14 protein-coding genes are annotated in these 13018 nt (G+C 38.1%); 3 read left to right on the top strand and 11 right to left on the bottom strand.

The window, feature by feature from the left end; genetic code table 11:
- The 5 genes from KQI94_RS13590 to KQI94_RS13570 all read right to left on the bottom strand — a co-directional run.
- Window positions 1–334, bottom strand: a 334-nt coding sequence (locus KQI94_RS13590) for a cyclic nucleotide-binding domain-containing protein (RefSeq protein ID WP_216454510.1), incomplete at its 3' end; no start/stop codon positions are given.
- Window positions 335–358: 24 nt separating this feature from the next.
- Window positions 359–1291: a carbamate kinase gene (gene arcC / locus KQI94_RS13585; RefSeq protein WP_002356132.1), complete on the bottom strand. Its 933-nt coding sequence runs from the start codon at window positions 1289–1291 to the stop codon at window positions 359–361.
- 105 nt (window positions 1292–1396) lie between these two features.
- Complete coding sequence (gene argF / locus KQI94_RS13580) at window positions 1397–2419, bottom strand: ornithine carbamoyltransferase (RefSeq protein ID WP_160747730.1); 1023 nt, start codon at window positions 2417–2419, stop codon at window positions 1397–1399.
- Window positions 2420–2444: 25 nt separating this feature from the next.
- Complete coding sequence (arcA, locus tag KQI94_RS13575) at window positions 2445–3671, bottom strand: arginine deiminase (protein WP_002356129.1); 1227 nt, start codon at window positions 3669–3671, stop codon at window positions 2445–2447.
- Between the two features lie 296 nt (window positions 3672–3967).
- A complete protein-coding gene (locus tag KQI94_RS13570; RefSeq protein WP_002390351.1) occupies window positions 3968–4480 on the bottom strand; it encodes an ArgR family transcriptional regulator in 513 nt (170 codons plus the stop codon).
- Window positions 4481–4697: 217 nt separating this feature from the next.
- Here KQI94_RS13570 and KQI94_RS13565 point away from each other — a divergent pair, with 217 nt between their 5' ends.
- On the top strand, window positions 4698–5177 hold the full coding sequence (locus tag KQI94_RS13565) for an ArgR family transcriptional regulator (protein WP_002356125.1): 480 nt from the start codon (window positions 4698–4700) through the stop codon (window positions 5175–5177).
- A gap of 130 nt (window positions 5178–5307) precedes the next feature.
- The gene (locus tag KQI94_RS13560; protein ID WP_002390352.1) at window positions 5308–6279 is read left to right on the top strand and encodes an alpha/beta hydrolase; all 972 of its coding nucleotides are present in this window, start codon (window positions 5308–5310) and stop codon (window positions 6277–6279) included.
- Between the two features lie 15 nt (window positions 6280–6294).
- Here KQI94_RS13560 and serS read toward each other — a convergent pair whose 3' ends face one another.
- The 4 genes from serS to KQI94_RS13540 are packed head-to-tail and all read right to left on the bottom strand — an operon-like array spanning window position 6295 to window position 10283.
- Window positions 6295–7566: a serine--tRNA ligase gene (gene serS / locus KQI94_RS13555; RefSeq protein WP_002356123.1), complete on the bottom strand. Its 1272-nt coding sequence runs from the start codon at window positions 7564–7566 to the stop codon at window positions 6295–6297.
- A 26-nt stretch (window positions 7567–7592) separates the two neighbouring features.
- Window positions 7593–8486 (bottom strand): L-serine ammonia-lyase, iron-sulfur-dependent, subunit alpha, encoded by an 894-nt coding sequence (gene sdaAA, locus KQI94_RS13550; RefSeq protein ID WP_002356122.1) that lies wholly within the window; start codon window positions 8484–8486, stop codon window positions 7593–7595.
- A gap of 14 nt (window positions 8487–8500) precedes the next feature.
- The gene (gene sdaAB / locus KQI94_RS13545; protein WP_002390353.1) at window positions 8501–9196 is read right to left on the bottom strand and encodes an L-serine ammonia-lyase, iron-sulfur-dependent subunit beta; all 696 of its coding nucleotides are present in this window, start codon (window positions 9194–9196) and stop codon (window positions 8501–8503) included.
- Entirely contained in the window at window positions 9183–10283 is a 1101-nt protein-coding gene (locus KQI94_RS13540; RefSeq protein ID WP_002368593.1) for a PTS sugar transporter subunit IIC, read from the bottom strand. The genes sdaAB and KQI94_RS13540 overlap by 14 nt, the downstream gene beginning before the upstream one ends.
- Window positions 10284–10599: 316 nt before the next feature.
- On the opposite strand from KQI94_RS13540, the gene KQI94_RS13535 reads away from it, so the two are divergent.
- Window positions 10600–11220 (top strand): PAS domain-containing protein, encoded by a 621-nt coding sequence (locus tag KQI94_RS13535; protein WP_002383467.1) that lies wholly within the window; start codon window positions 10600–10602, stop codon window positions 11218–11220.
- A gap of 58 nt (window positions 11221–11278) precedes the next feature.
- Here the strand turns inward: KQI94_RS13535 and KQI94_RS13530 are convergent, their stop codons facing one another.
- Together KQI94_RS13530 and KQI94_RS13525 are read right to left on the bottom strand one after the other, a co-directional pair.
- Window positions 11279–12064: a hypothetical protein gene (locus tag KQI94_RS13530; RefSeq protein ID WP_002390354.1), complete on the bottom strand. Its 786-nt coding sequence runs from the start codon at window positions 12062–12064 to the stop codon at window positions 11279–11281.
- A gap of 155 nt (window positions 12065–12219) precedes the next feature.
- Complete coding sequence (locus KQI94_RS13525; protein WP_002389593.1) at window positions 12220–12981, bottom strand: formate/nitrite transporter family protein; 762 nt, start codon at window positions 12979–12981, stop codon at window positions 12220–12222.
- Window positions 12982–13018 lie beyond the last annotated feature (37 nt).

The following is a 13018-nucleotide window of genomic DNA, read 5'->3' as shown; positions in this document are numbered from 1 at the left end:
ACAGTTTAACTGGCACAAACACAACCTCAATATCCGTATAGGCAATCGCGGAGTCGTAATGAACCTCATCTTGAAACAGTCCGATTCTCGGAAAAAGAGCCTGCTTTTTCATAAAATGCAGATAGGAAAAATTACCACTGCGATCATTTTTTTCAATTTTAATGACACCTGAAACCAATAAAATTAAATGATTTCTCGGATCACCTGGATAAAAAAGGACTTGGCCTTTTTTATAGGAGCGAACGAAACTCTCGTTGCGCAATTCTGTTAGTTCTGATTCAGAAAAGTATTGAAAATCTTGATTATTTTTAGTGATTATTTTCTCTATCATCATCTTAATTCTCCTAAATACTATACTTTATTTTGTCACAACCGTTCCTACGATTTCATCGCCGCTCATACTTCCTAAGTTTTCCAAAGAAGTGATAATTGCTTGTTTATTGGGTTGGCTTTCTACAAACTGAATGGCGGCTTCAATTTTCGGTAACATACTACCTGGTGCAAAATGACCCGCTTGTTTGTATTCTTCCAACTCTGCTACAGTGACATTGGTTAATTGTTTTTCATCTGGTTTGCCATAATTAATACACACATAATCCACGCCAGTTAAAATAACTAGTGCATCCGCATCCACTAATTCTGCCAGTTTTTCAGAAGCAAAATCTTTATCGATTACTGCTTCGACACCTTTTAATTCTTGTCCTACGACAGGGATGCCGCCACCACCACATGAAATGGTAATTATATCATTTTTTATTAAGGTATTAATAGTCTCAGCCTCGTGGATATCAATTGGCTTAGGACTTGGAACGACTTTGCGCCAGCCACGTCCTGCATCTTCTTTAAAAATAGCACCTGCTTGCATTGCTTCTTTGGCTTCAGCTTCTGTTAAAAATGGACCGATCGGTTTTGTTGGATTTTTGAATGCCTCATCTGCTGGATCTACGACCACCTGTGTTAAAACAGTAGCCACTTGTTTCTTGATTCCTGCTTTGTTTAATTCTTGATTAAGCGCATTGGACAACCAGTAGCCGATACTTCCTTGTGTCATAGCAACACACGTATCTAGCGGCATCGCTGGATTTTTTTCAGAATCAGCTGCTTGTTGTTGCAATAATAGATTACCGACTTGTGGACCATTGCCATGTGAAACAATCAACCGATGCCCTTGTTTAATTAAATGAACTAAATAGGCAGATGTTTGAACTAATGCTTGCTGTTGTGCATGTGCGCTAGCATCATTTGAAAGGATGGCATTTCCGCCTAGTGCAACGACCATTTTTTTCCCCATTACAAATCCTTCTTTCCTATCATAATAAAGAATAGGCCGCCCTTCAAAAGAAACTCTTAAAGGGCGAAACAACTATTCTTTTTTCAATGTTTTTTCAGTTGCTTCCTACACACGAGGAATGAATAAGTTGCCTAAAGTAGCTGCCATGATCGCTTTAATAGAATGCATTCTGTTTTCTGCTTCTTCAAATTGACGACCATATTTACTGCGGAAGACTTCATCCGTAATTTCCATTTCAGTAATGCCAAATTTTTCAGCAACCATTTCACCGTATTGTGTTTTCGTATCATGAAAGGCTGGCAAACAGTGTAATACGATTAAATCGCCATCCATGTTTTCGGTTTTTTCTAACATAGCCATATTAATTTGATAAGGTTTCAACAGATTGACACGTTCTTCAAATTTATCTTCTTCACCCATGGACACCCAAACGTCTGTATATAACACGTTGGCTCCTTTAACACCTTTAGCAACGTCGTCTGTAATCATTAATTCTGCACCAGATTCTTTCGCAAATTCTTTTGCATAATTAACGACTTCATCAGAAGGGAACAATTCTTTTGGTGCACAAATGCGAACATTTACGCCTAAAATAGCACCTGTCACTAACAAGCTGTTTGCCATGTTGTTACGGCCATCGCCGACATATACTAAAGTGATTCCTTCTAAACGACCAAAGTTTTCTTTCACTGTCATAAAGTCCGCAATCATTTGTGTTGGATGCCATTGATCCGTTAAACCATTCCAAACAGGAACACCAGAATATTTCGCTAAATCTTCCACTACTTCTTGACTAAACCCACGGAACTCAATCCCGTCAAACATACTACCTAAAACAATCGCTGTATCTTCAACAGATTCTTTTTTACCTAATTGAATATCGTTGGCGCCTAAATACTCAGGATGTGCCCCTAAATCAATCGCTGCTGTAGTAAATGCAGAGCGTGTCCGTGTCGAAGTTTTTTCAAATAAAAGAGCGATATTTTTTCCTTCTAAATAGTGATGTGGAATCCCTTTTTTCTTCAATTCTTTTAAGTGAATACTGAAGTCTACCAAATACTCTAATTCTGCTCTTGTAAAATCTTTTTCTGCTAATAAACTACGTCCTTGAAATACTGAATTCATGATGATTCCTCCTATTTTTGGGTGTTTTTTAAAGATCTTCACGGTAAAGTGGCATACTCATACAACGAGGGCCACCACGGCCACGTACTAGTTCACTTCCTGGAATGTAATTCAATTTCACGCCTGCTTCTTCTAGCGCTTTATTCGTAATCGTATTCCGATCGTAAACAACAACTTCCCCAGGGGCAATTGCTAATGTATTTGAACCGTCGTTCCATTGTTCACGGGCTGCTGCTGTTAAATTTCCAGCGCCGCAACGGATTAATTGAACATTGTCTAAATGCAAGTATTTGCATAAAATGTTATCTAATGTATCTTTTTCTTTTGTAATTTGGATGTCTCCATCTGCTTTTTCAGTGATCGAGTAAACAACCAAACCACCTTCGATTTCTGGATGAATCGTAAATTTATCATAGTCAATCATGGTAAAAACGGTATCTAAATGCATGAATTTACGATGTTCACCGATATCAAAAGCCAAGATATTTTTGAACCCTAATTTTTGTTCAAAAATATTTCTCGCAATTTTTTCAATTGACGCGGCATCCGTTCTTTGAGAAATCCCAATGGCCACTACTTCTTTTGAAAGAATTAATTCATCGCCACCTTCAATTCTGGTTGATTCTGAACGATCATAGACTCTAGGAACCTCTTTTCCAGCAAAACGAGGATGATAATCAAAAATGTATTGCCCAAAAATAGTTTCCCGTTGTCGAGTTACTGAATACATATGATTTAAAGAAATCCCGTGCCCCATTGTCGCAAAGTTATCACGCGTGAAGTATAAGTTAGGCATTGGATCAATAATGAATGGATAATCCGCTTCAACCATATCTGTTAAAAATTCTTGCTCATATTTAGGTAATTCTTGTTTTTGAATGCCTGCAATCGCTTTTTGAATCAGTTCTTCGTTGTCGTCAATTTCTAACATTAACTCTCTAACTTTTTCTTTTGCTGATTCGCTGCGAATATTGGCTTCTTCTAAGAATTGGTCAATAAATTGTCGGCGGACCTCTTCATTAATCAACGCTTCAGCAGCTAAGTCCTCTAAATAGACCACTTCGATATCTTTTGATCGTAACAACTCTGCAAATGCATCATGTTCTGCTTGTGCTTTTTCTAAAAACGGAATATCATCAAACAACAATCTCTCCAGATAATCTGGCATTAAATTTTCTAATTCCTTACCTGGACGATGTAACATCACTGTTTTCAATTTCCCGATTTCAGAAAATACATTAATTGGATGACTCATGTGAAATAACCTCCTCAACTTAATTACAAACACAGAATAACAGACCTGATTAACCTAGGACGTGAGCCATTTGCCAAATAAAATACCAAATATACAACGGTATTCTTTCTTATGCATATTTTCAACCTAAAAGAATGCGCTTTCATAGATATTCTAAAAAAATAATGCATAATTAAATAAAAAAAAATGCATTTATTCAAAAAAAATTATTTCTCCATGCATTTCATAAAGTTATAATCTTATAGAGGTAAAAGTAAGGGAGCCAGAAGTCAAAACGACTTCTGGTTCCCTTCCTTTTATGCGTTACTTTTTGACAAAGGTGTTGGCTGAATAAATTGTTGAAAATACTGCTCTAGTTCTTGTGCTTTTTCCTCGGATGATGAAACAATAATAACAGTGTCGAAGCCAGCGACAGAACATTTCTTTTCACACAAAGACACTTCATCAAGTACAGCTGAAAACAATGTTGCGTTGTCTGGTAATGTATGAACCACTAGTAAAAAGGCGACACGTTCAACTTTGGTCACTACCTCACGAATTGCTTGTATCAACTGTTCTTTTTTTCGTTCTTCTAAAGAAGTGAATTGTTCAAAAATCGTTAACCGCATCTCGCCACACTCATCCAATGCTTTGACGACTTTTAATTCCCATAAATCCCGTGAAATCGTTGCTTGTGCGACATTTATCTCGCGCTTTTTTAATTCTCTTAACAACTCATTTTGACTATGAATTACAGTTGTTTGAATGATTTCTTTAATCAAACTTTGGCGTGTTTGCTTATTCACAAATAACACCCTTCCTCCAGACATTTACAAAGCAATACTAGCAGAATCTCTCTAATTAGAATAGAAAAAGGGTCGTTTAGTTAAAAGGTTCGCATTGACTTTGTCGGATATTTCGCATTAAAAAAGTGAGACTTGCACAATTTAGTAAAACGTTGTACAGTGATTTTAGGGAATTACTGGCACCGTTTTAAATAACAGCAATGATGTTTTTTTGCATGATTAACTGAACTGGAGGAAAGTAATGAACCGATTAAAACGCCAAACGATGATTAAGCGATTGGTCACAGAAAATGAAATCCATACACAAAGTGAATTACTAGCATTATTGGAAAAAGAAAATATTCACACCACACAAGCAACTATTTCTCGTGACATTCGTGAGCTGAATTTAAACAAAGTAGACAATGGTCAAGGAGAAGCCTATTATCGTATCTTGAATAATTCTGCCCTTCGTCCAAAATATAAAACAGATGAAGAACGTCTTGTTGACATTATTATTGAAACTGGTGTTTCTTTAACACAAATAGAGTTCACAAATCTTTTAACCGTCTTACCTGGCAACGGGCAAGCCATTGGGGTTTTAATTGATCGCATACGTATCCACAACCCTCATATCTTGGGCTGCATCGCTGGGGATGATACCATCTTAATTCTTTCAAAAAATAAAGAAGATGCCCTTGAAGTTAACAACTATTTCCAGCAGTATTTGTACCACCCATAATTCATCACTTAGTAAAATCGACTATTTTTTGACATCATTGCTATTTTTATTAAAGATAAATAAAAAAAGGCGTCTCAGTGAAAGCTGAGGCGTTTTCTCATGAGTTTTTCTTTTGAACACCGTCTTTTTTTTGTATAATAATCAAAAAGCAAAGAAAGGGTTTCTTATGACTGAACAATTCATACTCACTTCAAACGATCAACAAACTCAGCTCAATGTACGTCATTGGCCCTGTCCTTCACCCAAAGCCGTAGTTCAATTGATTCACGGCATGGCAGAGCATATCCAACGTTATGATGAATTTGCTCGTTTTTTAAATCAATTAGGGTTTGCCGTAATTGGTCATGATCATCTAGGTCATGGCGAATCTGTACAACCAAGCGCACCAATCTATGGTTTTTTTGGAGAACAAGGGCCTGAAAATGTCGTTACAGATATTCATCAAGTGAAACAATGGGCTGTGAATCGCTATCCACAATTGCCCTATTTTATGATGGGTCACAGCATGGGGTCTTTCGCCTTGCGCAACTATCTGCAAGACTATCCTGTGACTGTGCAAGGAGTCATTTTCATGGGCACTGGAACAAGTCCGTTACCTTTAACCGCAGCATTGCCTTTTATTAAAAAAATGGCCGAGAAACAGCCGAAAAAACCAGCTCCGTTCATTGATAAGCTGGCATTTGGTTCTTTTAGTAAAAAATTTCCTGAAGCAAGTTCCTTTAATTGGCTTTCTAAAAATCAAGCCAATGTCGCTGACTATGAAAATGACCCATTAATGGGCTTCGTATTTACCAATAATGGTTTTGCTACCCTTTTTTCGCTTGTTAAACGAGCCAATCAAAGGAATTGGTACCAAGCGATCCCAAAAGAATTGCCTATTTTAATCATTAGTGGCGCTGAAGACCCAGTTGGTGATTTCAGCAAGGGGCCAGCGAAAATTCAAAAGCAATTAAAGCATGCAGGTTTTCAGCACGTGACGTTACGACTATTTCCCACATTGCGTCATGAAATTTTATTAGAAACGGAAAAAGCTACAGTTTTTCAAGAAATTGGGCATTGGTTAACGGATTTAACGAATAAAAAAAGAAGGTTGATGTTGTGACATCAACCTTCTTTTTTAATCTATTTTCGTTAAACCGCCCATATAAGGACGTAGAACTTCTGGAATCGTTACGGTGCCATCTTCATTTTGATAATTTTCCAAAATGGCAGCCACTGTTCGACCAACAGCAAGTCCTGACCCATTAAGAGTGTGGGCATATTGAACATGACCCGTTTTATCACGATAACGAATCAACGCCCGACGTGCTTGGAAGTCTTCACAGTTTGAACAAGAACTAATTTCTCGATACGTTTTCTGTGCCGGAATCCAAACTTCTAAATCATAGGTTTTCGCTGCCGAGAAGCCCATGTCACCTGTCGAAAGAGTAATCACTCGATAAGGGAGGCCCAATTTTTCTAAAATGTCTCCAGCATTGTTGGTCATTTTTTCTAATTCTTCATAGGAGTGTTCTGCATCACTAAATTTAACCATTTCTACTTTATGGAACTGGTGTAAACGAATTAATCCTCGGGTATCACGACCTGCACTACCCGCTTCCGAGCGAAAAGAAGGACTTAAAGCAGTGAAATAAATCGGTAACTCTTGCGCATCTAAAATTTCATTATTATAGTAGTTAGTTAATGGGACTTCCGCTGTGGGGATCAGCGTCAAATCACTTTCTGCAACTTGGAAGACATCTTCTTTGAACTTAGGAAACTGACCAGTGCCAAACATTGCTTTGCTATTGACCAAATAAGGAGGAATCACCTCGGTATAACCATGTTCATTAACATGTTGATCTAACATAAAATTATAGACCGCTCGTTCTAAACGAGCCCCTAAGCCTTTGTAATAAAGAAAACGGCTACCAGATACTTTCGCGCCTCTTTCAAAATCTAAAATTCCTAAGGCTTCACCGATTTCCCAATGTGGTTTCGGTTCAAATGAAAAAGTTTTCGGCGTACTCCACCGCCGAACTTCTACGTTGGCGGCTTCGTCTGCGCCAACAGGTACGCTCTCATGAGGTAAGTTAGGCAGACGTTCTGCAATTGCTGTGCATTGTTCTTGCAAATGAACAACTTCTTGGTCTAAAACTTTAATTTGCTCGCTAACTTCTTGCATATTTAGCAACTGTTGTGAAGCATCTTTTTGTGCACGCTTTAATTGTGCAATTTCTCCTGACACCTGATTACGGTGTTTTTTCAGTTCTTCAACTTTAACAAGTAACGCTCTCCGTTCTTCATCTAAAGCCAAAAAGCGTAATAAAACTTCCTCGTCCACACCACGTGTTTTTAACTTTTTCTGTACCACTTCTACATTTTGGCGAATTTTTTTCATATCCAGCATCTTATTTCCCTCTTCATGATTAAATTTTAAACAATGGTGAATTTTACTTTTTCAAAAATTTCATTCTTCATTCGTTGGCCAGTCGCTGTGCCAGCTAAGCCACCTAAACCCGTTTCTCTCAATTCTCGTGGTAATTGACGGCCGACTTTATTCATGGCTTCCACCACTTCATCTGCTGGTATTTTATTTACAATTCCAGCTAAAGCCATATCTGCAGCGATTAACGCATTGCCTGCACCTACTGTATTTCGTTTGACACAAGGAATTTCGACTAACCCAGCCACTGGGTCACAAACTAAACCTAATAAATTCCCTAAAGCCATAGCAAAAGCTTCAGAAGATTGGCGTGGTGTTCCGCCAGCCGCTTCAACAGCTGCAGCGGCGGCCATCGCTGAAGCACTGCCTACTTCGGCTTGACATCCACCAACAGCACCAGCAATCATCGCATTGTTGGCTGTGACCATTCCAAATAAAGAACTGGTAAATAAGAAACGAATTTGTTGATCACGCGTTAAATTCAAGGTATTTTTAATCGCTGTTAAAACCCCTGGTAAGGTGCCACTTGCACCAGCAGTTGGCGTTGCGCAAACAACGCCCATTGCTGCATTGACTTCATTCGTACCTAGTGCGGCTTGAACTGCAGACATCATTAAATCACCTGATAACGTTTTGCCAGCTGCGCGGTATTTTTTTAAACGCGCTGCATCACCGCCCGTTAACCCAGTAGGAGAAAAAACGCCTGCTCCTTCTTGCGAGCGTTTGACAGCAGCATCCATGACATCCAAATTTTGACCCATCTGTGTCCAAATTTCTTCATAGCTTTTTTGGCTACGTTCCATTTCTTGCTCAATCATTAAATCAGAGATTTTTTTTCCTGTTTTTTCAGCTTTATCGATAAATTCTTCAATCGAAAGGTACATATGTCAAACTCCTATCATAATAAGATTATTTTCGATGTGTCATCTAGTGAAAACAGTTGTTCTTTCACCGAGGAAATTGGTGCCGAATCTAAGTCAAAGATGAATAAAATTTGATTCCCTTCCACATAACGAGACACCGCATTCACTTGAATATTATTTTTTTGTAACGTATCTTTAAAAGCTTGCATCGCCTGCTCTTCTTGATTAATGACTAACAAAATAGGTAAAGGACCATGTAGTTGGACATTGAAACCGTCTAATTCAATGTATTTCACCTCGATAGTGCCGCCACCTACAGAAATTCCTGTTAAATGAATTTCGTGCGTTGCATCACAGAGTGTCACACATGCTGTATTAGCATGCTTCACTGGACTTTCTTCACTCATTTCTAAAAATTGAATCTCAATTCCTTGTTCTTCCGCAAGTTCAATGGATTGTGTTACGTTGGCATCATCTGCTGCTAGTCCAAGAATTCCGCCAATAATTGCAAAATCAGTTCCATGTCCTTTATGCGTGTCTGCAAAAGATTCATAGTATTTAATCACAATTTTTTCTGGCGTTCCGCCGAATAACTTTCTTGCCGCTAAGCCAATCGCTAAGGCCCCAGCTGTATGCGAACTAGAAGGACCAATCATAATAGGACCGATAATGTCAAAACAACTTTTGTAGTTCATTACTTTGTTCACTTTTTTAGGTTTATTGATGGCCATAGCTGTGTTCATACGTAACTCCTCCTTTGGTTTTTACTGCTTCTTTTTCACTGGTTACTTCCGTCGTTCCTTCAAATTCTGGTGTATTATCCACCGCTTCAATTCTGTAACGTTTAAAGACCAGCGCACCTAAAAATCCAAACATCAGACTGACCACTGTGATAATCGCTACTGCTAGTAAAGTCGTTTGAATGGCATTGTTACCTAATGTCACAAGTAAACCAGCCCACGGCGTTGCCATTCCTGTCACAGGTACTTTTAAGCCAAAGAAAGTCACTACAATACCACTAACCATTCCTGAAATTAAATTCGTTGCGTAAATAGGAATTGGATTGGAGCTGATGATATCGACTTGTGTTAATGGCTCAATTGCCACAGCTAACGGGGTTGAAGCTGTGCCTAGTTTTAACTTTTTAAATAGCGCCGCATTGACAATGGAACTGCCGTAACAAGTCAACGCACCGACAGCCATTGGTACACCAGTCAAACCAATCAAGGCAGTTAAAACCATTGAACTTAACGGTGTCATACCAACAATCGGGATAATAGCACCTAAAATTGCGCCCATCACATATGGATTGCCATCTACTGCACTTAAAATCGTGCCCCCAATAACTTCTAGGACACCTAATACAACGGGTTGAATAAAACCAGCAACTAACGAAGCAGCGACTGGAATGACTAAAATAACGACTAATAAGTCAATCCCTTCTGGAATACGTTTTTGCATCTGCTCAACAACAAAAGATAAAAGATATGCGGTAATAAAGGCTGGTAACAAGCTGACTTTAATCAATGACAGACCTAAAATAATTGAAAAAACTGGACTAATCCCGAAAGCGAGCGGCACAAGAGCTCCAGCTGCTAAACCACCTAGACTACCCATAGTTTCACCAATTTGCGACACATAATCTAAATGAAAAACGCCGCCTACTGCATACCGCAAAAATGCCTCTGGTAGAAAGGTGGCACAAGCTGCACCAGACAAAGCACTTAAAGATTTTTTCCCTCGCGGTGCTTTAAAAGAGAATAGGGACATGCCACATAAAACTAAGACTAACATCAAGATTCCTGATAACGTTTTCATTTCTTTGCCTCCAACTATATTTTTTTATAACGGATGGTACTCCTGAATAAAATTTTTATTGCTCAACAAGTGAAAGAATGAGCGAGCATTTCGATGAACTAAAGTACAATGAGTAACAAAAATTTCATTCCACATTCAGAGTATACGACTAAACAAAAGTTTAGTCAATGTATTTTTTTAACGTAAAGAATCTTATTGCTTTTCCATTAAAAAAGTATTACACTAAAATTAATTTCAGTGTAGGGGAGGATATCACTTGGAGTCATATTTACGTTTAAGTGAAGTAGATAAACAAATCTTACATTCACATGCCTTAATGCTTGATGGATTAGGGAACTTCTTTGGTAGTACCCATGAAGTCATTCTTCATAGTTTAGAAAATTTGGAAAGTTCAGCTATCAAAGTCATCAATGGCCATTTCAGTAACCGCAAGGAAGGTGCCCCCATTACTGATATGGCGTTAAAAATGTTAAGTCAAGTAGAGTCGGAACATGATTACGCTGTGAAACCCTACTACAATAAAAATCAAAAAGGGGTTATTTTAAAATCTTCCACCATTCCAGTTATCGGTGAAAATGATCGTATTATTGGATTGATCTGTATCAATATGCATTTAGAAATGCCATTAATTGATTACTTGCAAGACTTATTACCTTCAGGACAACAAAATGATATGTCCCAAGAGCTTAAAAATTCTGAACATTTTTCTGACAATATTGACGAATTAATCACTACTTCACTGACAAAAGTAAAACAAGCAGTAGAAAGCGATCCAAATGTATCACATTTGAATCAAAATAAAGAAATTGTTATTCGTTTATATGATCAAGGAATTTTTAATCTCAAAGATTCTGTCATAAAGATTGCCGATCGATTAGGTATTTCAAAAAATACCATCTATTTACATATCCGCAATCATAAAAAAGAAGAAGCTTAAACCATCAAAGCCACCAACGCTAACTAGCGTTGGTGGCTTTGATCACTTCTCTTCTATTTTAATTTGGTAAATCAAACAAGTAAGGTGTCCCTATTTCTCCATTTAACGTAACATCTAAGCGATTTTTTGTGCCGGGAACTAAATTACTGGCTGTGAAATTCCCTTGGGCATCCGCAGTAAAACTTGCTAAAATCACCCGCGCATCATCTGCACGTGACACTAAAATAGTTGCATTCGGTGCTGTTTTACCAGAAATTGTCCCTTGTTTCGGATCAATCGTAATATTGCTAAAAGAAAGCGCTGCTTCTTGTCCTGAACTTGGAATATCAATTTGGACAGGTGCACTATTCCGTTGATCAACGGTTGCGATTAATTGAGTAGTCGCTCCCGCTCTGGGACTAATTACTGTAAAATTGCCATTGGCATCCGCATAAAAAACACCTGCTTGTGCAGAAGCATCACCGACTACCGTTGCTGTAATGGTTGCATTAGGTAATGTAGTACCATTAATTTCATTTCTTTCAGGATTGAAAACAACATTGGTAATTGTAATGTTTGTATCAGGTGCTTGGTTTTGAGGGACTTCATTCGTTTCATCAGTTCCTGCAGAAGGCTGCGTGACATTTTCTGACGGATTTTCCCCTGCCACATTAGAATTTTGACCCGCGACAGACGAATGACTATTTTTCATTTCTTGTTGACTAGAGGATTTTTGCGTGGCTTTCTTTGTTTCTTGCTTTGGCTTAGAATCATTTGTGCTTGCTGTTTTTTTGTTTCCACATCCTGCTAGACTTAAAGACAATACACTGAACGTTAACATACTGAACAAAGCAATTTTTTTCATTTTTCGTTACCTCCAGAAATCTTTTTGTAACATTAATGTAACATTGTTTTAAAAATCTAGCAATAATTTTTCAACCGTTTTCCTTTTTGTTTAAAAAGAAAAAATCTGCACAAAGGCATTTAGCCTTTGTGCAGGTTTTTATCTGCTAAATGGATTTAATGTTTGCGATAGCTTAAATAGTAAAAGCCAGAAACAAAAATGGCACCACCAATGATATTACCTAAATAAACAAAAATAAAATTACGGAAAAAGTCTCCCCACTGAACGCCGCCTTCAAAAATTGCGGCTGGAATGATGAATGCATTCGCCACACTATGCTGAAAGCCAATTGCAACAAAAATCATTACTGGAAACCAGATGCCTAATAGTTTCCCCGCTGCATCTTTCGCACCATAACAAAGCCATAAGGCCAGACCTACGAACCAGTTACAGCCAATACCTGAAATAATTGCTTGAAGCCAAGTTGCTGCAACTTTATGTTCTGCAAGAGAAAGAACCTGATTTAAATAGGCACCGCTACTGGTTAAACCTAAATAATGACCAAAAAAATAGGCAACAAATAGGGCGCCAACCATATTTGCCAATGTGATTGTGACCCAGTTCACGAGTAATTCTCTGAAAGAGACCTTTTTAGCAAACCAAGCCGTACTCACCGCCATCATATTTCCTGTGATTAACTCACCACCAGCCATTAAAATAACAATTAGACCAATTGGGAAAACCGCAGCTCCCACTAAAGCTTGAACACTGGCTAAATCTGCTGGAATAGAGGCGGAAACACGCACATAAGCCAAATAGCCGAGGGAAATCATAGCCCCGCCGATAAATCCTAAAATGAGTTTTGCTACCAAAGGCTTTTGAATTTTTTTCTGACCATTTTCAATACTGATACTTAAAATTTCATCTGGTGTATACAAATATTTCACTTCCTTTGTTTTTTGTCCTCCTTTACTT

This window comes from Enterococcus sp. S183_ASV_20 (assembly GCF_018919685.1).
GTDB classification, from domain to species: Bacteria; Bacillota; Bacilli; order Lactobacillales; family Enterococcaceae; genus Enterococcus; species Enterococcus faecalis.
Note: the sequence above shows the minus strand (reverse complement) of the source record. Positions and strands in the feature narration are given on the sequence as shown.

Bases quoted from the DNA above. Each gene is read 5' to 3' on its own strand.
- serS (WP_002356123.1), bottom strand. From the start codon at position 7,566: ATGCTGGATATGAAAAAAATTCGCCAAAATGTAGAAGTGGTACAGAAA.
- KQI94_RS13570 (WP_002390351.1), bottom strand. From the start codon at position 4,480: ATGTCTGGAGGAAGGGTGTTATTTGTGAATAAGCAAACACGCCAAAGT.
- KQI94_RS13565 (WP_002356125.1), top strand. From the start codon at position 4,698: ATGAACCGATTAAAACGCCAAACGATGATTAAGCGATTGGTCACAGAA.
- KQI94_RS13540 (WP_002368593.1), bottom strand. From the start codon at position 10,283: ATGAAAACGTTATCAGGAATCTTGATGTTAGTCTTAGTTTTATGTGGC.
- arcC (WP_002356132.1), bottom strand. From the start codon at position 1,291: ATGGGGAAAAAAATGGTCGTTGCACTAGGCGGAAATGCCATCCTTTCA.
- arcA (WP_002356129.1), bottom strand. From the start codon at position 3,671: ATGAGTCATCCAATTAATGTATTTTCTGAAATCGGGAAATTGAAAACA.
- sdaAB (WP_002390353.1), bottom strand. From the start codon at position 9,196: ATGGCCATCAATAAACCTAAAAAAGTGAACAAAGTAATGAACTACAAA.
- sdaAA (WP_002356122.1), bottom strand. From the start codon at position 8,486: ATGTACCTTTCGATTGAAGAATTTATCGATAAAGCTGAAAAAACAGGA.
- KQI94_RS13535 (WP_002383467.1), top strand. From the start codon at position 10,600: ATGCTTGATGGATTAGGGAACTTCTTTGGTAGTACCCATGAAGTCATT.
- KQI94_RS13530 (WP_002390354.1), bottom strand. From the start codon at position 12,064: ATGAAAAAAATTGCTTTGTTCAGTATGTTAACGTTCAGTGTATTGTCT.